At 61.5% G+C, this 17727-nt stretch carries 23 protein-coding genes; 8 read left to right on the top strand and 15 right to left on the bottom strand.

Annotated features, from left to right (window positions below; translation table 11 throughout):
• Nucleotides 1–160: 160 nt before the first annotated feature.
• Together CFA80_RS00120 and CFA80_RS00115 are read right to left on the bottom strand one after the other, a co-directional pair.
• Nucleotides 161–901: a response regulator transcription factor gene (locus CFA80_RS00120; RefSeq protein WP_088518346.1), complete on the bottom strand. Its 741-nt coding sequence runs from the start codon at nucleotides 899–901 to the stop codon at nucleotides 161–163.
• The gene (locus tag CFA80_RS00115) at nucleotides 898–1443 is read right to left on the bottom strand and encodes a MarR family transcriptional regulator (protein WP_245281128.1); all 546 of its coding nucleotides are present in this window, start codon (nucleotides 1441–1443) and stop codon (nucleotides 898–900) included. The genes CFA80_RS00120 and CFA80_RS00115 overlap by 4 nt, the downstream gene beginning before the upstream one ends.
• A gap of 301 nt (nucleotides 1444–1744) precedes the next feature.
• On the opposite strand from CFA80_RS00115, the gene CFA80_RS00110 reads away from it, so the two are divergent.
• Nucleotides 1745–2635, top strand: a complete 891-nt coding sequence (locus CFA80_RS00110) for a branched-chain amino acid aminotransferase (protein ID WP_088518344.1) — start codon at nucleotides 1745–1747, stop codon at nucleotides 2633–2635.
• A gap of 16 nt (nucleotides 2636–2651) precedes the next feature.
• Here CFA80_RS00110 and CFA80_RS00105 read toward each other — a convergent pair whose 3' ends face one another.
• From CFA80_RS00105 to uvrC, 5 genes are all read right to left on the bottom strand, one after another.
• Nucleotides 2652–3377: a haloacid dehalogenase type II gene (locus tag CFA80_RS00105; RefSeq protein WP_088518343.1), complete on the bottom strand. Its 726-nt coding sequence runs from the start codon at nucleotides 3375–3377 to the stop codon at nucleotides 2652–2654.
• Between the two features lie 10 nt (nucleotides 3378–3387).
• Nucleotides 3388–3864, bottom strand: a complete 477-nt coding sequence (locus tag CFA80_RS00100) for a molybdenum cofactor biosynthesis protein MoaE (protein ID WP_088518350.1) — start codon at nucleotides 3862–3864, stop codon at nucleotides 3388–3390.
• 45 nt (nucleotides 3865–3909) lie between these two features.
• The gene (moaD, locus tag CFA80_RS00095) at nucleotides 3910–4161 is read right to left on the bottom strand and encodes a molybdopterin converting factor subunit 1 (RefSeq protein WP_088518342.1); all 252 of its coding nucleotides are present in this window, start codon (nucleotides 4159–4161) and stop codon (nucleotides 3910–3912) included.
• Complete coding sequence (pgsA, locus tag CFA80_RS00090) at nucleotides 4158–4733, bottom strand: CDP-diacylglycerol--glycerol-3-phosphate 3-phosphatidyltransferase (RefSeq protein ID WP_088518349.1); 576 nt, start codon at nucleotides 4731–4733, stop codon at nucleotides 4158–4160. The genes moaD and pgsA overlap by 4 nt, the downstream gene beginning before the upstream one ends.
• A 190-nt stretch (nucleotides 4734–4923) precedes the next feature.
• Nucleotides 4924–7071, bottom strand: a complete 2148-nt coding sequence (gene uvrC, locus CFA80_RS00085) for an excinuclease ABC subunit UvrC (protein WP_143549645.1) — start codon at nucleotides 7069–7071, stop codon at nucleotides 4924–4926.
• A 473-nt stretch (nucleotides 7072–7544) separates the two neighbouring features.
• On the opposite strand from uvrC, the gene CFA80_RS00080 reads away from it, so the two are divergent.
• Nucleotides 7545–8213, top strand: a complete 669-nt coding sequence (locus tag CFA80_RS00080) for an outer membrane protein (protein WP_088518340.1) — start codon at nucleotides 7545–7547, stop codon at nucleotides 8211–8213.
• 103 nt (nucleotides 8214–8316) lie between these two features.
• Here the strand turns inward: CFA80_RS00080 and CFA80_RS00075 are convergent, their stop codons facing one another.
• From CFA80_RS00075 to CFA80_RS00060, 4 genes are all read right to left on the bottom strand, one after another.
• A complete protein-coding gene (locus CFA80_RS00075) occupies nucleotides 8317–9027 on the bottom strand; it encodes a glutathione S-transferase family protein (RefSeq protein WP_348622650.1) in 711 nt (236 codons plus the stop codon).
• 33 nt (nucleotides 9028–9060) lie between these two features.
• Nucleotides 9061–9276 carry a cold-shock protein gene (locus tag CFA80_RS00070; RefSeq protein WP_088518339.1) on the bottom strand — a complete coding sequence of 72 codons (216 nt, stop codon included), beginning with the start codon at nucleotides 9274–9276 and terminating at the stop codon, nucleotides 9061–9063.
• A gap of 273 nt (nucleotides 9277–9549) precedes the next feature.
• On the bottom strand, nucleotides 9550–10416 hold the full coding sequence (gene rlmJ / locus CFA80_RS00065) for a 23S rRNA (adenine(2030)-N(6))-methyltransferase RlmJ (protein ID WP_088518338.1): 867 nt from the start codon (nucleotides 10414–10416) through the stop codon (nucleotides 9550–9552).
• A gap of 162 nt (nucleotides 10417–10578) precedes the next feature.
• The gene (locus CFA80_RS00060; RefSeq protein ID WP_088518337.1) at nucleotides 10579–11253 is read right to left on the bottom strand and encodes a ribonuclease T2; all 675 of its coding nucleotides are present in this window, start codon (nucleotides 11251–11253) and stop codon (nucleotides 10579–10581) included.
• A gap of 215 nt (nucleotides 11254–11468) precedes the next feature.
• Here CFA80_RS00060 and CFA80_RS00055 point away from each other — a divergent pair, with 215 nt between their 5' ends.
• Nucleotides 11469–11714 (top strand): hypothetical protein, encoded by a 246-nt coding sequence (locus CFA80_RS00055; RefSeq protein ID WP_088518336.1) that lies wholly within the window; start codon nucleotides 11469–11471, stop codon nucleotides 11712–11714.
• Nucleotides 11715–11775: 61 nt separating this feature from the next.
• Here the strand turns inward: CFA80_RS00055 and CFA80_RS00050 are convergent, their stop codons facing one another.
• On the bottom strand, nucleotides 11776–12204 hold the full coding sequence (locus CFA80_RS00050; RefSeq protein WP_245281127.1) for a hypothetical protein: 429 nt from the start codon (nucleotides 12202–12204) through the stop codon (nucleotides 11776–11778).
• A gap of 84 nt (nucleotides 12205–12288) precedes the next feature.
• Between CFA80_RS00050 and CFA80_RS00045 the strand changes: the two genes are divergently transcribed.
• The 3 genes from CFA80_RS00045 to CFA80_RS00035 all read left to right on the top strand — a co-directional run bounded on the left by CFA80_RS00045 (nucleotide 12289) and on the right by CFA80_RS00035 (nucleotide 13601).
• Entirely contained in the window at nucleotides 12289–12705 is a 417-nt protein-coding gene (locus CFA80_RS00045) for a hypothetical protein (RefSeq protein ID WP_088518334.1), read from the top strand.
• Between the two features lie 18 nt (nucleotides 12706–12723).
• Nucleotides 12724–13197, top strand: a complete 474-nt coding sequence (locus CFA80_RS00040; protein WP_088518333.1) for a PaaI family thioesterase — start codon at nucleotides 12724–12726, stop codon at nucleotides 13195–13197.
• A gap of 89 nt (nucleotides 13198–13286) precedes the next feature.
• Nucleotides 13287–13601: a hypothetical protein gene (locus CFA80_RS00035; RefSeq protein WP_088518332.1), complete on the top strand. Its 315-nt coding sequence runs from the start codon at nucleotides 13287–13289 to the stop codon at nucleotides 13599–13601.
• A 71-nt stretch (nucleotides 13602–13672) separates the two neighbouring features.
• Here CFA80_RS00035 and CFA80_RS00030 read toward each other — a convergent pair whose 3' ends face one another.
• Complete coding sequence (locus CFA80_RS00030) at nucleotides 13673–14413, bottom strand: 16S rRNA (uracil(1498)-N(3))-methyltransferase (RefSeq protein ID WP_088518331.1); 741 nt, start codon at nucleotides 14411–14413, stop codon at nucleotides 13673–13675.
• Between the two features lie 430 nt (nucleotides 14414–14843).
• Between CFA80_RS00030 and CFA80_RS00025 the strand changes: the two genes are divergently transcribed.
• Both CFA80_RS00025 and ubiA read left to right on the top strand, forming a co-directional pair.
• A complete protein-coding gene (locus CFA80_RS00025; protein WP_088518330.1) occupies nucleotides 14844–15353 on the top strand; it encodes a hypothetical protein in 510 nt (169 codons plus the stop codon).
• Nucleotides 15350–16279 (top strand): 4-hydroxybenzoate octaprenyltransferase, encoded by a 930-nt coding sequence (gene ubiA, locus CFA80_RS00020; protein ID WP_088518329.1) that lies wholly within the window; start codon nucleotides 15350–15352, stop codon nucleotides 16277–16279. Before CFA80_RS00025 ends, ubiA begins: the two co-directional genes overlap by 4 nt.
• 542 nt (nucleotides 16280–16821) lie before the next feature.
• On the opposite strand, the gene CFA80_RS00010 is transcribed toward ubiA, so the two are convergent.
• Together CFA80_RS00010 and CFA80_RS00005 are read right to left on the bottom strand one after the other, a co-directional pair.
• A complete protein-coding gene (locus CFA80_RS00010) occupies nucleotides 16822–17076 on the bottom strand; it encodes a hypothetical protein (RefSeq protein WP_088518327.1) in 255 nt (84 codons plus the stop codon).
• 66 nt (nucleotides 17077–17142) lie between these two features.
• Nucleotides 17143–17685 (bottom strand): DUF6101 family protein, encoded by a 543-nt coding sequence (locus CFA80_RS00005; protein ID WP_088518347.1) that lies wholly within the window; start codon nucleotides 17683–17685, stop codon nucleotides 17143–17145.
• Between the last annotated feature and the right edge of the window lie 42 nt (nucleotides 17686–17727).

Here is a 17727-nt window from a genome sequence, read left to right as displayed (position 1 = left end):
AATCGGCGCCGCGAGCGCACTTGCCGCGCCCGTCATAGCACCGGCGGCAGCGGCCAATTGACCCGCGGCATTGCGCAAACGTCCGATGCCATCGTCGAGACTGGTCATGGCCTGTTCAATGTTGGCCCGCTCAATGGCCACTCTGCCTTGTTGGCGCCGCTTAAGTCGCCGGCACCAAACGATAGCCGACGCCGCGCACGGTTTGCACGATCAGCGGATTGGTGGGATCGCGCTCGATCTTGCGGCGAAGCCGATTGATCTGCACGTCCACGGTGCGCTCGCTGACCGCTCCGCCATTACCGGCAAGCGCCTGGCGCGGCACGGTCTCGCCTGGGCTTGCCGTCAATATTCGCAGCATCTCGCGCTCCCGGTCGGTCAGCCGGATCACCTCGTCGCCGCGTCGCAGCTCGCCCCGCGCAACATGGAATACGAACTGGCCGAACCGCACCGATTCCACCGGTTGAGCTCGCGGCGGCCGCGCACGTTTGAGAATGTTGGCGACGCGCAGCGACAATTCTCTGGGCTCGAAAGGTTTGGCGAGATAATCGTCAGCGCCAATTTCCAACCCCATGATCCGGCTTTCCTTCTCGTCGCGCGCGGTCAGCATCAAGATCGGCACGGTCGATGATGCCCGAAGTGTGCGAGCAAAATCGAAGCCGCTCTCGCCCGGCATCATGACATCGAGAACCAGCAGGTCGAAATTAAGCCCTTCGAGCTTGGCGCGGGCGTCCTGCGCCGTCTCGGCGGTCGAAACGCGATAGCCTTCGGCACGCAGGAAGCGCGACAACAGCGCCCGAATGCGTCGATCGTCGTCGACGACCAAAAGATGCGGCGCGTCATCGGCGGGATTGGGCGCCGGCGTTTGCGCCGTTTTTTGCGACGGGTCGGCGGCGAGCGTCATGGAGCGCCGTTGCGCGCCCGCGAGCCGTTAGCAAGCGAATCGGAACGTGCAATCAGGCGCAGGACATGCTCGCGGTCCTCGGCATCGATCATCCCGGCGAGAAAACGGCGCGCCGCCTCGCGCGCGTCGGGGCCCAGTTCTGCCAGCACGCGCGCAATGCGCGCGGTCTGCAGGCCGGCAAGCTTGACAGCCAGCGCGGCGCCGGCCGCCGTTACGTAAAGCAGCCGTTGGCGGCGATCGTTGGCGCCCTCCTTTTGCAGGATGTAGCCCTCGTCAATCAACTGCTTGAGCACGCGGCCGAGCGATTGTTTAGTGATCTTCAAGACGTCTAACAGTTCGGCAACCTTCATGCCGGGGTTGCGGTTGACGAAATGCAAGACGCGATGATGCGCCCGGCCGAAACCGAGCTTCACCAGTACTTCGTCCGGATCGCTGACAAAATCACGGTAGGCGAAGAACAAAAGTTCGATGAGGTCAAAATGAAGTTCGTCCGCGGGCAATACCGTTTCGACCGGCACTGCGGCCGAGCGCGACTTTCGCATGATGCTGATATTGGTCATTAGGTCAGCCATGTTGACATATTTTGGCTTGGTTGTTAAGTTGCCAGCGCGATATCGTTTCGAAGCCGGTCCGCTCCTGGCGGGCCACTCTGGACGGTGCCGCGTTGGCTGTGCCGCTCTCATCGCGCGAAAGCCGTGCGAGCCCCACCCAATTGATGCGTCTCAACGACGCCTCTCACGGAGCGGCGCAGACCATAGCCGGTCTACGGTTTCGGTGCAAAAGCCCCAACGCGGCCCAAACTACGGCACGCATTGGGAATAACGATGCGAGGGAGGCAATGCCATGGCAGTGCCCTTCGACCAACGTCCTGACCTGATCTGGTTCGACGGCAAGCTGATCCCGACCGCCGAATGCAAGATCAGCGTGCTTACGCACGGCCTGCATTACGCAAGCTGCGTGTTTGAGGGCGAACGCGCCTATGGCGGCAAAATCTTCAAGGGCACGGAGCACAGCGAGCGCCTGAAGAATTCAGCGCGGGTTTTGGATTTCGAAATTCCCTATTCGGTTGCCGAGATCGATGCCGCCAAGCAACTCGTCCTCGAGAAGAATAATCAGAAAGACGCTTATGTGCGTCCGGTGGCATGGCGCGGCTCGGAGGCGCTGGGAGTGTCGGCGCAGAACAACAAGATTCATCTCGCCATCGCCACCTGGGAATGGCCGAGCTATTTCGATCCGGAGCAGCGGCTGAAGGGAATCCGGCTCGACCTTGCCGAGTACCGCCGGCCCGACCCGAAGACCGCGCCGTGTCTCGCCAAGGCCGCCGGCCTTTACATGATCTGCACGATCTCCAAGCATCGCGCCGAACAGCGCGGCTATGCCGACGCAATGATGCTCGATTGGGAGGGCCGCGTTGCCGAATGTACCGGCGCCAATATCTTCTTCATCAAGGACGGCAAGATCCACACTCCGATCGCCGACTGCTTCCTTGCCGGCATCACCCGCGCCACCGCCATACAATTGGCGCATCGGCGCAACATCGAGGTCATCGAACGGCGCATCATGCCGGAGGAGCTTTCGAGCTTCTCGGAATGCTTCATCACCGGTACGGCCGCCGAGGTGACGGCAGTGGCCGAGATCGCCAACTGGAAATTCACGCCGAGCCGCATCACGCAAGCGCTGATGAACGACTATAGCGCCGAAGTTCAGCCGAAGGGCAAGGCCGCCGCGGCTTAAAGGGCCGCTTGTCGTCTCACAACAGCCCGATCAAATCGGTCAAAGCGGCGACGGTGTAATCCTGCCGGTAGCCGAGCATCTCGGCATTGCCGCGCAACAAGCGATACATCTGCGCCGGCCCAATTGGAGCGCTCGGGGCGTTAGCGGCCCCGCCGCGCTTGATCCAAGCGACCTTAAAGCCGAAATGTTTGGCGCCAGCGACATCGAAGCTGTTCGACGAAACGAATATCACTTCGTCATTTTTCAGCCCGAGCGTCTTTTCCACGAGCGCATAGCAATCCGGATGCGGCTTGAACTTCCGCGCGCCATCGACGCTGATGGTGGCGTCGAGAAAAGCATCAAGTCCGGAATTTTTGACCAATGCCGTCAGCATTGCCGTGCTGCCGTTTGACAGGATAGCGAGCTTCAGGCCGCCGCGGCGTTGTAATGCGCCGAGCGCCTCTTTGGCCTCTGGAAAAGGATCGAGATTGAGATATTTCTCGAGCAGCGGCTTGGTGATCGTTTCGCTCGGCTCGATCCCGGCGGCTCGCAGCGCAAATTCGAGCGACGCCTGCGTGAGGTAAGTGAAATCGCGATAGTCCTGCAGCGATGTTTGCAGCCAGGTATATTCAAGCTGCTTCAGCCGCCAGACTTGCGTGATCAGATCGCCTTTTCCCGGGCAAAGCTCCTCGGTCTTAGCTTGCACCGAGTGAACGTCATAGAGCGTGCCATAGGCGTCGAAGATCAGACCTTTGATCGGCATTCCCTCCGCCTCACGCGGACTTCCAGCGTTCGACGGCGGAATCGTCGCTCGACTTGGCCTCGATCCAGGTCTTTGCGCGTGCTTCCTCGTCGCCCGCCTTTTCCACTTGCTTCCAGAACGGCGCGCGGGTTTTCAAATAGTCCATGAGAAATTCCGCGGCCGCGAACGCCGCTTCGCGATGGCTCGACGCCGTGACCACTAGCACAATGTCCTCGCCCGGCGCGATGCGGCCGTAGCGGTGGATGACGGTGACACCGAGGAGCGGCCAGCGCGCTCGCGCCGCCTCGACATGCCGGCCGATCTCGGCCTCGGCCATTCCTGGATAATGTTCGAGATCAAGCGCGGTGATCGGTTCGCCATTTTCGTCCGCCCGGCAGATCCCGGTAAACGTGACAACGGCGCCGATATCGGCGCGCCCGCGCGTCAGCGCCGCGACTTCGCCGGCAGCGTCGAACGGTTCGCGCTGCAAACGGAGGATGGCGGTCATTTCGGTCGCTTCGGACATGCAAGCCGATCGTGCAAGCGGATCGCCTCACCCGCCGGTCATCGGCGGGAAAAAAGCGATTTCCTTCGCGCCGTTGATCCGTGCATCGGCGCGTACATGGCGCTTGTCGATCGCGCTGCGGACTACGTTGGGATTTTCGAATGCGTAGGCATAACCCTCGCCTTGCCGAGAGAGCCATGCCACCAGGTCGCTCACTGTGGCGATATCGGCAGGCGGATCGATGTCTTCTTCCGCTTTTCCGACACGCTCACGCACCCAGGCAAAATAACGAACCTTCACGCATCCTCCTGGGTCAGGTGATGCAATCCCGCCTGCAGATAATCCCACCCGGTATAGAGCGTCAGCAACGCCGAGAGCCACAGCAGCGCGATGCCGGTCTCGGTCACTACCGGCACGATAGCATCGCCTGCTTCGCCGCAGATCAGGAAACCGACAGCAACGAGCTGCAGCGTCGTTTTCCATTTGGCAAGCCGGGTCACCGGAACGCTGACCCGCAATTCCGCGAGATATTCGCGCAGTCCCGAAACCAGGATTTCACGGCAGAGAATGACGATCGCGGCAAGCAGCGACCAGCCGTGAATGGTCTTTTCGGCGCCGAGGATCAAGAGGCAGGATGCGACCAGAAGCTTATCAGCGATTGGGTCGAGCATGCGGCCAAGCGAAGATTGCTGACCCCAGATGCGGGCAAAGTAGCCGTCGAGAAAATCGGAAACACCGGCCACGATAAAGACGACGAGCGCGAGCCAGCGCAGCCACAATTCGCCACCGAGGATGTTCTGCCAGAACAGGCAGCCGACCACGAACGGCACCGCGGCGATGCGGCCGTAGGTCAGGATGTTGGGTAACGCCATCGGATTGGCGCGCGAGCGCACCGGCGCATGTCCGGAAGCATGTCCGGGAGTGTGTCCTGGAGCGTGGGCTGGCGTGCTGGTCGTGGTCGAATCCATGGCCGAATTCATGGCCCCACCATAGCGCCGGGGCGGCCCGGCCAACAGGGCCCAATGCGTCACTTGTGCGTATATGGGGATGATTTTGCGTGGATCACGTTGCAGTCGCCCCATCATGAAAAAAGGCGTAGATGCGCCGCGCGGTTTCGCCGCTGATACCCTCGACCTCCATGAGGTCCGTCAACGAAGCCCGTTCGATCGCCTTAAGCGTACCGAAATGCAGAAGCAGCGCGCGCTTGCGGGTCGGTCCGATGCCGGCAATCTCCTGCAGGCCGGCCTCGCGCAGGTCGCGCTTGCGGCGCGCGCGGTGCGAACCGATGGCAAAGCGGTGCGCCTCGTCGCGCAGGCGTTCAACGAAATAAAGCACTGGATCGCGCGGCGGCAGCTTGAACGAGTCGCGCCCTGGAACAAAGAACGTTTCCCGCCCGGCATCGCGCTCCGGCCCTTTGGCGATGGCAGCGATCGGAATCGTAAGACCGAGAGTGGTCAAAACTTCGCGTGCCGCCGTGAGCTGGCCCTGCCCGCCATCGATCAGCACGAGGTCGGGCCAGGGCGATTCGTCTTGCGCATCGAGAACCGCGTTCTCTTCCCTTCCCCCTTGTGATGGAGGGATAGAGAGGGGGGTGGCTGGTACCTTCGACCGACCCCCTCGATCCGGCTGCGCCGGATCGGCCTCCCCCACAGGGGGGGAGGCAACAAGATCGGCGTGGTGTCGTTCTTGCTCCGGCGCCTCGGCCAGGAGCCGCTTGAACCGGCGCGTCAGCACTTCGCGCATCATGCCAAAGTCGTCGCCGGGGGTCAGGTCAGCGGAACGAATGTTGAATTTGCGGTACTGACTTTTGCGAAATCCTTCCGGTCCGGCGACGATCATCGCGCCCACCGCATTCGAGCCTTGGATGTGACTATTGTCATAGACCTCGATGCGGCGCGGCACCCGCGGCAGGCCAAAGGTGTCGGCGAGTTGCCGCAGCAATTTTTCCTGCGAGGATGTCTCCGCAAGCTTGCGGCCGAGCGCCTCACGGGCGTTGGCAAGCGCGTGCCCAACCAGGTCCTTCTTTTCACCGCGCGACGGCACCGCGATCTCGATCTTGCGGCCGACCTTGGTGCACAGCGCCTCAGCGAGGAGCGCGCGATCGACGATCTCATGCGAAATCAGGATCAGCCGCGGTGGCGGCTTGTCGTCGTAAAACTGGGCAAGGAAGGCGGACAAGACTTCGCCGGCCAAAAGCGAGCGGTCTGCCTTGGGAAAGTAAGCGCGATTGCCCCAGTTCTGACCGGTGCGGAAGAAGAATACCTCCACGCAGGAGAATCCGCCTTGTTGATGGACCGCAAAAACGTCGGCCTCCTCAACGCCGCGCGGATTGACGCCCTGATGCGATTGAATCGCGGAGAGCGCGGCGAGGCGGTCGCGATAGATCGCGGCGCGTTCGAAATCGAGCCCGGTCGATGCTTTTTCCATTTCATCCGCGAGCTGGTCTTTCACCTTTTTACTGCGTCCCGATAGGAAATCGTTGGCCTCGCGCACTAGCGCCGAATAATCTTGAAACTCGATCTCCTTCGTGCACGGCGCCGAACAGCGCTTGATCTGATAGAGCAGGCATGGCCGCGTCCGGCTCTCGAAGAACGGATCGCTACACGAGCGCAGTAAAAATGCGCGTTGCAGCGCGTTGACGGTGCGGTTCACTGCCCAGACCGATGCGAACGGACCGTAATAATGGCCGGGCCGCGTGCGCGCGCCGCGATGCTTGAGGATTTGCGGCGCCCAATGGTCGGACGTGATTAGGATGTAGGGAAACGATTTGTCGTCGCGCAGCACCACATTGAAGCGTGGCCGCAGTCGCTTGATCAGATTAGCTTCAAGCAGCAGCGCTTCGGTCTCGGTGCGGGTGACGACGAATTCGAGGCGGCGCGTCGCCGCGATCATCCGCTCGATGCGGGTGTCGAGCCCGGCTGGACGGGCATAAGCCTGAACACGCTTTTTGACATTCTTCGCTTTGCCGACATAGAGCACGTCGCCGCGGCCGTCGATCATCCGATAGACGCCCGGCCGCGACGGCGCGTGCTTGGCGTAATGGACAATCGTGGCGCGGCCCGCCGCGAGCGAGCTTTCTTCTTCATCAAAGCGAAGCTTTGCCGGTTCGTCTTCGGGCTGCGGCAGCGATTGCTCGTCGTCTTCCTCGGCGACTTCCGTTTCCGGGGCAATCTCTGGCTTGGGGATGTCTGGTTTGGCAGTACTACTCATGCTCGTGCATGTAGATTTAGCGTCAGCGAAGGCCATCTGCGAATCAACCGCGAACCGGGCCTCGCGATCGTGCTTGCCCCGGCTACCTGCCCGTTGGCGAGGCGGCGGCCTCTGGCCTGAGACACATATAAGACCCCATTAACGATATCGCCTTGATAATTCAATCCGAGCCGCGTCAGGTTTGCTGCCAATCCATTATTGGCTGCAGTCACCGAGAAGTGACGATCGCATTTTAGCGGTGTCGATCCACGCGCTGCTGCGAAGCAGCGAGTAATTTTAAAAATTCATTCACCATATTTTTTACTCGGCAAGATTTCGCTAACTAAAATCGTGGCGCATGCGAGTTATTTTTTGCCACAAAGCCGGCACAACTTCTCGCGCGTCTGTGGCTTTTCAACACTAGCTGATAACTTTTCGACAAATAATATGCACCGCCAAACGCGACGCGGCGGCGTCGTACATGGAGGTCAAAGATGAAGCGTGTTGTGTTTGCGTTTGTCGCGCTCGCGGCAATGACGGCGATCGCGGCGGCGGCCGATTTAGCGCGCCGGGCGCCGGGGCCGTTCTATGCTCCGCAGCCGGCTATCGTACAAATCTACAATTGGACCGGCTTTTACATCGGCATCAACGGCGGCGGCGGCTTCGGCAGTTCGAACTGGGATTCGACCGGCAGCCGCAACGTGAGCGGCGGGCTCATCGGCGGCACCGCCGGCTACAATTATCAATTCGGTCAAGTGGTCGCCGGCATCGAAGGCGATATCGATTGGTCCGGGATCAACGGCTCGACTACAAATCTGTGCCCACCCGGCTGCAAGACGAGCAACACGTGGCTGGCAACGGTGCGCGGGCGGCTCGGCTATGCCGCGGATCGTTTCATGCCGTATATCACCGGCGGCGCCGCGTTCGGCAATATCAAGGCATCCGTCCCTGGCTTCGCCCAGACCAGCAGCGACAATACCGGCTGGACGATCGGCGCCGGGCTGGAGGCCGCGTTCGCGCCCAACTGGACGGCCAAGGTCGAGTATCTCTATGTCGATCTCGGCAGCTTCAATTGCGGATTGAATTGTGGCGCCGGGCTCGTCACCGATAACGTCTCGTTCCACGCCAGTCTCCTGCGCGGCGGCGTGAACTACAAGTTCTAAGCGTCTGGCAGAGCGCGACATTGCAGCCTCGGTGCTGACGCACCGGGGCTTTTTTACGTCAGCACATCAGATGAAACCACGAGCGGCCGGGGCGAACGCAATGTTATCCAGTTGGCTTGGTCGCCGCGAAAGCCGGAACGCGCGCAGCGAAAGCGTCCAGCCATGCCACAAGGCGCGGATGCGCGTTGCGCCAGCCTTCGCCGAAGCGAAAATCACGGTAACCGAGCGCGCAAGCGAGCGCGATCTGGCCGATATTGGGCAAGCTGCCCGCGGCGGCCGCGAGTACCGGCGGATTGGATTCAAGGACTTCCAGCGCGCGGGTGACCTTGCCGGCTTGATGATCGAGCCATTTTTGCTCGTGATGTTCGAGCGCACGCCATCGCGCCTCGTAAACGGTAAGGATCGAAGCGTCGAGAATGCCGTCGCATAACGCCTGCAGCCGTAGCGCGGCGAGCCGCTGCCGCGGTTCGCGCGGCACGATCTTGCCGCCGCCGGCACGCTCATCGAGGAAATCGACGATCACACGGGAATCATAATAGACGGCGCCGTCTTCGGCGATCAGCACCGGAATTTTGCCGAGCGGATTTTGCCGGCGCAGGCTGTCAGAGAAGTCCGTCGGATCGGCGGGCTCGATTCGCGTTTGGTCATCAAAGCCCAAGAGCGAGATCGCAATCCGCACCTTGCGCCCGAACGGCGACGCGGGGGACGAACGCAGAATCATCATTGCCGCACCATATGAAATCGAGTGGTCGAGGAACGCGCCTGCAAAACTCTCCGGCGATACCGGCAGCGCGCACGCACATGCGTGCTGCACCGGCAAAGGTCAAGTGCGGCGCAGCAGGTCGTTCTAGCCGGTGACGACGAGATTGACGGCCTTTGGGCCTTTGCCCTTTTTGTCGGGCTCGACCTCGAACGTGAGGCGCTGGCCTTCCATCAGCGATTTCAGCCCCGCGCGTTCAACGGCGGTAATGTGCACAAACACGTCGCGGCCGCCATCGTCGGGCTTGATGAAGCCGTAGCCGCGCTCACCGTTGAAAAATTTGACCGTACCGGTCATTGCCATTGCGCAAACTCCTTCCCGTGCTCACGTCGCCGCCACCGTCGAGGCTGACGGCTAGGCCGGACATCCACACGAGCAAAGAGCTTAAGCCCCCCACGGCCTCAGCCACTCCGCCGGCCCCCCACAGGAGGCGGAACGTCTAAGCCAGCTAACAAAGCTAAACCAATTCGGACCTGTGGAAAAGTGGGGAAGCAGCCCGCGTTTCTGGCGGTTTCCGGCACTCGTGACGGCACCGAGGCGCGTTGCTGCGGACCGCGATAAGCCGCGCCCGCTGGCCTATTCGCGGGTGAGCCAGTCGATCCGGTAAGCGCCCGCCGGCGCCAACAGGCGCGTCAGCGCGGGAAGGATCGTGCACAATTCGCTTTCCAGCGGATAAGGCGGGTTGGCGATGATAACGCCGGAGCCGGCGAGCACGCCGGCGGCCCGCGGCGGTCCGAAGGATAATTCGCAGCGGAGGATTTTCGGCACGTTGAGCCGGCGCAGCCGCCGGGCAAGCGCGTCGGGCGCCTCACGCGCCTTGATTGGATACCACAACAGGTACAGGCCACCCGGCCATTTGCGATGTGCCTCCGCCAAGGCGTCTGAGAGCCGGAGAAAATCCGCACTCTCTTCGTACGGCGGATCGATCAGGACGAGGCCGCGGCGCTCCTTCGGGGGGATATTGGCATAAAGCGCCATCCAGCCGTCAATCGTCAGCGCCTTAGCGCGCGGCTCGCCGCGTAAGGCACGTTTGAGCGCCGCCGCCGCGTTCGGTTCGAGCTCGCAGGCGACGAGCCGGTCCTGCCGCCGCAACAGGGCCTTGACGATCTGCGGCGATCCCGGATAGAGCCGCAACGTGCCGTTCGGATTAAGCGCCGCAATAATATCAAAGTAAGGTGCAAGCAACGCTTGGGCGCTCTCGCTGGCGCCCAACTGCGATGTATTGAATCGCGATTTGTCGAATAGCCGCGCGACGCCGTCGCGCCATTCGCCCGAACGCGCGGCTTGCGGGCCCAGAAGATCGTAACGGCCGGCACCCGCATGGGTATCGATCACGCGAAATGCTGCCGGCTTTTGCCGCAAATAAACGAGAATGCGCGTCAGCACGATATGCTTATGGACGTCGGCGAAATTACCGGCGTGAAACGCGTGCTGATAGTTCATGTCAGACGACAGCGAGCACGGAAGAGCCCATTTAGAGCATGGATGGACTTACAACATGCCCCTTTCCCAAAGAATACGGGGACCCAGCGCTTGATAGTACCTATCCTTTCGGTGCCCCGAACTGGATTGCCGCTCGCAGCAATGAGCGGACGCGCCGCACGCTCAACTGCCACGCATCGGCGGCATAATCAGCTGATCGCGGCTGCAGCTGCGTTTCGCGATTTCCGGACAGTCGTGAAAATGCAGATCCTTCGACAGGCAAAGCCGCACCTCGGTCAAGCGTTTGCTGTCGCAGCCGATCACAATCGCGCTTGGCGACAGCCCCGGATTGGCCTTGATGAAAGCCTCTGCGGCGGCGCCTGGAGTTACGCCGAGTGGCTCTTTGAGATCGGTATATTCCAGGGGAATTTTCACCGCGGCGCGGGCCTTGCGGACCGTTTCGAAGTAAGCGCGGGGCGATAGGCCTGAGCAGGTGCCGTGGCGATCCCATTCGTTGAAGATGAGCCGCGGCGCCGGCATCAGATCGAGCATCGAGGAAACGACGGCGCGATCGAGCCGCGGCGCCGGAAGCTGGCAGTATTCCGGGAAGCCTTTCTCATATTGCGGCCACAGCCCATGGACGACGAAAGAGTACGGCCGTGGCCCGCATTGCGCGTTCGCCGCGGCGGCCGTGCTGCCGCGCTCGGCGGCGCCAGCACAAAACGATGGCGACCAGGACAATGACAGGACGTAGAAATCAAACTGACCCGGTGCGTTCTGCCGCGGGTCTTGCGCGGTCGCCGCTTGGGGGGTGAGCAACAACGCAAGCAACGCAACACGCAACAATAAGCCGGTCATGGACCACCCCCCTTTACGCGTTCGACAACGCCCTCGAGCCTAGATCGGCGTCTAGAACAGATCAAGAACAAAATCTTCACCTCACTTTACTTTCTGTCACAGCTTGACCCTCCTTTTCGGGGGGAGTGAGGATTGTCGCGCGGCCGACTCGAAGCGGACTGGAAAGCGTCGCATTCGGAGCCTAGTTTGGGGATTGCAAGTGGGAGGCAGGGTGCATGACCGTTTACCGCCTGTTCAAGAACGAGGCCTTCGAACCGGAGGCTATCGTGAACATGACGCGCGTCTATGCCGACGTCTGCCAGACACTCGGGCTTAGCGACGACGATCACGGCGAGACGACTGTCGTGGCCGTGAAGGTAATCGAATTCGCTCAGCGCGGGGCGCGCGATCCTATTTTGCTGCGCGATTGCGTTCTCGAAGCGTTGGCAACTGAGGCCTCGTCGGAAGGGTCATTCGCTTAGGATTGACGCAAGCTCGGCCGCTCGGACGAGACGCCGGCTTAGTTTCCCGCCAGTGTTTGCTCTAAGGCCGCGCCGCGCGGCATGCGGGATTGTAGGCCCAGTTGCGGTCGAGCCCGACGACGCAGAAGTTGACGCCCCAATCCATGCCGATCATGCCGGTATCCTCGGCAATCGAATAATAGATCGGGGTTCTACCGCCGTCGTTGATGACGGCAACTCCGCTGCAGAAGCGGCGGGGAATGGACTGTGCAGCCCACGGCAAGAAATCGGTCTGCTGGATGTTTTCGACGCCGACGATACGCAGCTCCGAATTCCAGAAGCGGAATTCCTTAGTGCGAAAATTGGCAATGATCCGATCGAGCGCCGGCGGGTAATCGCAACTCGGCACGGTGCGGTCATAGCGCGGACCCGAAAGCCAGAAATTCTTCTCAAACCAGTTCGCCGCGCGCAGTTGCGAGGATGAGACCGCGCACAGGGCAAGCGCTAGCACTAAACAGGCGACTCGGCCGAATCGCACGGAAAATCGGAACTTCGGTCCGCAACCCCGCTCGGCGGCTGCCGTCCGGAAGTCTACTTGGGAGCTTGTTCGCAACATTGGGACCCCTCCCCCGCCAATGCCGATAACGGTGCCGCGGGCAGCGATGCCGGTCAAGCCCCGGACCGCCTGCGCTTCGATTTTCCAGCTTCGCTTTTCAGCTTCGGCATTTCAGACGGCGAGCGTCCCGGCAGCCGGCGCGGGGCAATTAAAGCAATAAAAAGATGGCGCGAATCGCTTTTTCACAGTCTTCTTGTGGACGCTACGAACGCGCAAAACGTGCGCGACCTTCGCGGGGTCGCGCGTAATTTGTTGCATCTGATTCGTCGCGTCTGCGTGCATCGCGGAAACTCCACGCCGCAGTTTCGCGATGTCGTTCACTCACCGATTGTCGCACCGATTGTCGCGCAAAGGGTTGTAACGACCGGCAGCAATGCCGGCGGACTATTTGGCTAACTTTGGGGGAGATTTACGATGGGTGAGGTGCACCGGCTCCCGGCGCCGCAGATTTCATTTAGCCTGCAAACCGCCGGACGTCTGATGACCGAAGTTTTCCCGGCATGGGTGCAGGATCTCGCGCTGCTTGTGGAAAGTGTCGAAACTGTGCGACCCGCCGGGGCGCTGCCGGATTGGCAGCCGGGCGCGACCGTGCGGCTGCCATATTCAAAAAAGGTCTGTAGCGACGGCGCCGCGGTTTGCACCCAAGCGCTGATGGCGCTGGCTGACACCGCGATGGTACTGGCCTGTTCGGCGGCCTGGAATGGGTATCGGCCGATGACCTCGATCGATCAGACCACGCATTTCCTCCGCCCGGTAAATTTTGACGTGGTGGCGGATGCGCGCGTGGTGCGAATCGGCCGCAATACCAGCTTCGGCCGCGTCATGCTGCTCAACGCCTCCGATCGGCGGCCGGTCGGCATGGTGGCAAGCGCCTATTCGATGTTGTAAAGCCGCTGGAACGACCGGAGGGGATAGACCGTTTTAATCCCGGCTCTGTGGCTCTAACCTTTGCCGCGAGTGAAGCCTGTGAGGCTCTAATGATTCGCAACATCATGATCGCACTCGTTTTGGTCCTGTTGGTCTTGGCCGCCGGCTTGAGCGCCAGTACCAGCGCTATGGCTTGGGGCGCGGAATTCGCCGGCCCAGGTCCGGCAGTGACTGGCAATGACATCGGCGGCATCTTTCCCTATTCGCCCGACGTCGAGCCGATCTACCGCGACATCGCCGCAGATCACTGCGCACGATGGGGTCGCTTCGCCAAAGTCACCAGTATTCATCGCGTCTATGGCGAATATGTCGGTTTCGTTTGTTACGATCGTCCGGGCAGGATTATTAGCCAGCCCTCATCCTGACAAGCGATAACGAAGTGCCTGTCCTTTCCCGCCGCTTCGCGTGGGAGGCAAAACGAGTTGTGCTGGAACATTCACCGCCAGTCGCCGATCGCGGCCTGAACCAGCGCGAGCGCAGCAACCGCGGCGGTATCGGCGCGCAGAATGCGCGGGCCGAGCGCAAGTCGCACCATATTCGGCAATTTGAGCAGCGCCGCGCGCTCGTCCGCGGCAAATCCTCCTTCCGGACCGACCAGGACCGCAAGCGGCGCGTGACGTGGGACGGTGGCGAGCGCCGCGAGAGGATCGGCGAGATCGGCCGCTTCATCGCAGAACACCAGATGCCGCGTCGTCTCCCACGCTGCCAGCACCTCGATGAGCGCAATCGGTGCCGCAATTTCCGGCAGCGAAAGAATGCCACATTGCTCGGCGGCTTCGATGGCATTGGCGCGCATGCGCTCGAGATTGACACGCGCGACCTGGCCGTGACGGGTGAGCACCGGCCGCAGCAGCGAGGCGCCCATCTCGACTGCTTTCTGGACCATGTAATCGAGCCGCGCCGACTTGAGCGGTGCGAATAGATAATGCAGATCGGCCGGCGCGGTCTGCGCGCGCGTGCGGGCGCCGATGCGCAGTGCCGCCGCACGTTTGCCGCCCTCAAGCGTCGCGCGCCATTCGCCGTCACGGGAGTTGAACACCAAAATGCTGTCACCAGCTTTGAGTCGTAGCACGGTGGTCAGATAATTGGCCTGGCCATGGTCGAGCGCAGCGGCGCCGCCCTCCTTAAGCGGCGCATCGACGTAAAGCCGCGTGGTGCGAAAATCGTAACCGGGCATGGCCGAATGCTGTTCCTCTCGCGCCGTGCTTTCGCTTCATCAATCACTGCGACCACGTCGGGCGCGCGCTAAAGCAAAATGATTTCGGGTTGAGTCGCCCATTTCGCTCCCTTTGGCTTGTAACGAATTATTCGAGTTACGCGAGATCGAAGCCGCGAGAAAGCTTGCGGGGCTCACTCTTCTCTCGCGGCGGAGGGTGAATTTGAGGCCGAGATGAGCTATCCGCCCCGCATATTAAGCTGATTTACGCTTCGCGATCGGGTTTTAAACCGTAAACCACAGCGTCGCACGGACCGATTTGCGGGTGCTTTGCCGCGTTGTCGCCGGATTTGGCGAGTCTTTAAGGATGGCGGGATTTCGGGCAAAGTCACACGCTGCGGTCGAGAACGAGTCGCGGGCCTGAGCGACGGGGTCGGGAGAGGGCTATTTCATGAAACGCGCGCGGGCGCTGTCGCATTGTGGGGCCTTTTATTGGGCCTCCTGCCTGGCCGTGGCTCTCTGCACCTTGGCCGCGACCGACCGCCTGGCATGGGCACAATTTCCGGCGCCTCCAGGCGCGCAGTGCAATGACTTCAGCAAACTTTCCGCCGAAGCACAAAAACGCAGCGCAGCCGTCGGCGCCGCCATGAAAGCCAAAGCCGATCGCAAACAGCTCTGTACGCTGATGACGAGCTTTGTTGCCGCCGAAACGACGGTCGTCAAATTCCTCGAAGACAATAAGGTGTGGTGTGGCGTGCCCGAACAGGTGGTCACGTCCTCCAAAGCCAATCACGAGAAATCGCTGAAATTCCGCACCATGGCCTGCAGCGACGACGCACCGCACCCGAAAGCGCCGTCCTTGAGCGATGCGATAAAGACGCCGAGTGTCGATACCGCAAAGAACACCAAGACCGGCCGCGGCACGTTCGATACGCTTACCGGGAATCCGCTGGCGCGATGAAACGGGCGGCCGGTTCGGTCGCGGACGCGACCGGCAATTGGGTCGACTCGCTCGCCCCAGCCTGGTCACGGCCTTATCTGCGGCTGGCGCGGCTTGATCGTCCGATCGGCTCTTGGCTGTTGCTCTTGCCCTGTTGGTGGTCATCGGCTTTGGCCGCGATTGCCGCAGGATGGAGCCTGCCCAATCTCTGGCACATCGCGCTGTTCTTTATCGGCGCCTTTGCCATGCGCGGCGCTGGCTGCACCTGGAACGATATCGTCGACCGCGATCTCGACCGCGCCGTCGAACGTACCAGCTCGCGGCCGATTCCATCGGGCCAAGTCAGCGTCACGCAAGCCGCGCTATTCCTGATCGCGCAATCGCTGGTCGGGCTTCTTGTGCTGCTCGCGTTCAATGCCTTCACCATTGCGCTCGGCATCGCCTCGCTCGCGATTGTCGCGATCTATCCGTTCATGAAGCGGATTACCTATTGGCCGCAGATCGTGCTCGGCCTCGCCTTTTCCTGGGGCGCGCTGATGGGCTGGGCCGGCGCGTTCGGCCGTCTCGATCTTCCGGCGCTGTTGCTCTATGCTGGCTCGATTTCGTGGGTGATCGGTTACGACACCATCTACGCCCATCAGGATCGTGAAGACGACGCGCTGATCGGCATCAAATCCACGGCTTTGCTGTTCGGGCCGCGCACCAAGCCGATGCTTGCGCTGTTCTACGCCATCGCCGTCATTCTCATCGGTGCGGGCGGCTTTACTGCCGGCGGCGGATCAGTCTTCGCGCTCGGGTTATTCGCCTTCGCAGCACATCTTGCCTGGCAAATCGTCCGGCTCGATATCGCCGACCCCGACAATTGCCTCGCCGTGTTCAAATCCGACCGCGATGCGGGCTTGATCCTGTTCGCGGGACTAGTGCTTCAGGCGGTCGTGCGCTTTTGAGCACCACTTCACTGGTCGCCGTCTTGGGAACGGTTGGCCTCCCAAAGCATTCTCATCCGCACGTGCGGGTGAGCGCAGCCTAGACGCTTTTGGAGGACAATGATGACCGCCTTGAAAAGTCTCACGATTCTCGCGGCGCTGATTGTCGGTGGAACTTCACTTGCGATCGCGCAAAACGGTCCCGCGACCGGCGACCAACCGCCAGCGGGCGTTCGCGCCGGAGCACCTGGACCCTATCTTCAGTCCGCAGCACAACCTGCGCAGACCACCGCGGTCCGGCATCACAAGAAAATGTACATGTCCACGAAGCACCGTAAGCACAGCTATTGAGACTGGCAGCGAAAGGTTCGGAATAGATATTTGAGCTGATAGCGGCCGCGGGGCGTCCCCCGAAATCCAAAGCCCGATCATACTAGCGCCCCGGTTGAGCGAACTTCGGCCGGGGCTCTTATTTTCATTGCAAAACTTTCACGCAAGGCATTCGCACAAAGCGATGCTGCCGTAGCGGAGCCGCGGCTTGGATGAATGAGACGCACACACCATTAGCGGTTTGGGAGCGGCGGATTCGGAAATTTCGCCAGCCGTTCGGCAAGTTCGTAGCTGCGGGCGAGCTTAAGCCAGTGCCTTTCCAATTCTAAAAAGTCCTTGCGCAATTCCGGATCAGCCTGAACAACAGCCCTCCTCCGGTAGTTTTCCGAAACTCCGAGTGTGTAAAGGTCCCGGTTCAGCAGCGCACCATTGCATGCTGCGCTGTGCCCGGGAAACACCGAATGATGGCACGCCGCGGGGCAATGCATGCCGATTGATTTTTATAGAAAGCGCGGCGGGTGATAACGCGCGCGGGACAAAACCGGCGCCCTGCCCTAATCGCGCGCGATAATCTCGCGTTCGCCGCGATGCACGACCGGCACGGCCGAAAGCGCGCCTGCCCGCCGGCGCAGCAACCGGGACGGACGCCGGCGCGCGACGGCGCTGCGGCGACGACGGCGCCAAGTTGGCGCTGCGATCAGCAGCCGGCCCATCCGCGCGAACACTTCGCGCACGGTGCCGTCAACTTCGGCGACCAGAAGCGGTAGACCGAGCACGCGGCCCCACAACTGCCATTCGGCAACGATGTCGTCATTGTCTGTTGAGCAAAATAGCGGCAGCGACAGGGCGGCATCGGCATGTTCGAGCGTAACCGCAACAAACGGCGGCGTCTCGGTCGTGGCATCCAGCCTGATGGCGACGCCGCGATAGGCGGCGACCGGCAGGTTCACGGCCATTCGCATCCCGGCGTGCGCGCGGCGCAGCACTACCCGCTCGCGGTGCAAATCGATGATGCGCAAACCTTCGTCCGCCGCGCCATCGGCGGCGGTAAAACGCACTGGCAGAGAGAAGGGGTCGAGCCGCCACGGGGATGCGATCGTGCTTGCACGACGCCCCCCGGCGCGGCTCGACCCGGCAGT

The sequence above is a fragment of the Rhodoplanes sp. JGI PP 4-B12 genome (genome assembly GCF_900188135.1).
Note: the sequence above shows the minus strand (reverse complement) of the source record. Positions and strands in the feature narration are given on the sequence as shown.

Bases quoted from the DNA above. Each gene is read 5' to 3' on its own strand.
- CFA80_RS00120 (WP_088518346.1), bottom strand. From the start codon at position 901: ATGACGCTCGCCGCCGACCCGTCGCAAAAAACGGCGCAAACGCCGGCG.
- CFA80_RS00115 (WP_245281128.1), bottom strand. From the start codon at position 1,443: ATGCGAAAGTCGCGCTCGGCCGCAGTGCCGGTCGAAACGGTATTGCCC.
- CFA80_RS00110 (WP_088518344.1), top strand. From the start codon at position 1,745: ATGGCAGTGCCCTTCGACCAACGTCCTGACCTGATCTGGTTCGACGGC.
- CFA80_RS00105 (WP_088518343.1), bottom strand. From the start codon at position 3,377: ATGCCGATCAAAGGTCTGATCTTCGACGCCTATGGCACGCTCTATGAC.
- CFA80_RS00100 (WP_088518350.1), bottom strand. From the start codon at position 3,864: ATGACCGCCATCCTCCGTTTGCAGCGCGAACCGTTCGACGCTGCCGGC.
- pgsA (WP_088518349.1), bottom strand. From the start codon at position 4,733: ATGGCGTTACCCAACATCCTGACCTACGGCCGCATCGCCGCGGTGCCG.
- uvrC (WP_143549645.1), bottom strand. From the start codon at position 7,071: ATGAGTAGTACTGCCAAACCAGACATCCCCAAGCCAGAGATTGCCCCG.
- CFA80_RS00080 (WP_088518340.1), top strand. From the start codon at position 7,545: ATGAAGCGTGTTGTGTTTGCGTTTGTCGCGCTCGCGGCAATGACGGCG.
- CFA80_RS00070 (WP_088518339.1), bottom strand. From the start codon at position 9,276: ATGGCAATGACCGGTACGGTCAAATTTTTCAACGGTGAGCGCGGCTAC.
- rlmJ (WP_088518338.1), bottom strand. From the start codon at position 10,416: ATGAACTATCAGCACGCGTTTCACGCCGGTAATTTCGCCGACGTCCAT.
- CFA80_RS00060 (WP_088518337.1), bottom strand. From the start codon at position 11,253: ATGACCGGCTTATTGTTGCGTGTTGCGTTGCTTGCGTTGTTGCTCACC.
- CFA80_RS00055 (WP_088518336.1), top strand. From the start codon at position 11,469: ATGACCGTTTACCGCCTGTTCAAGAACGAGGCCTTCGAACCGGAGGCT.
- CFA80_RS00040 (WP_088518333.1), top strand. From the start codon at position 12,724: ATGGGTGAGGTGCACCGGCTCCCGGCGCCGCAGATTTCATTTAGCCTG.
- CFA80_RS00035 (WP_088518332.1), top strand. From the start codon at position 13,287: ATGATTCGCAACATCATGATCGCACTCGTTTTGGTCCTGTTGGTCTTG.
- CFA80_RS00030 (WP_088518331.1), bottom strand. From the start codon at position 14,413: ATGCCCGGTTACGATTTTCGCACCACGCGGCTTTACGTCGATGCGCCG.
- CFA80_RS00025 (WP_088518330.1), top strand. From the start codon at position 14,844: ATGAAACGCGCGCGGGCGCTGTCGCATTGTGGGGCCTTTTATTGGGCC.
- ubiA (WP_088518329.1), top strand. From the start codon at position 15,350: ATGAAACGGGCGGCCGGTTCGGTCGCGGACGCGACCGGCAATTGGGTC.
- CFA80_RS00010 (WP_088518327.1), bottom strand. From the start codon at position 17,076: ATGCATTGCCCCGCGGCGTGCCATCATTCGGTGTTTCCCGGGCACAGC.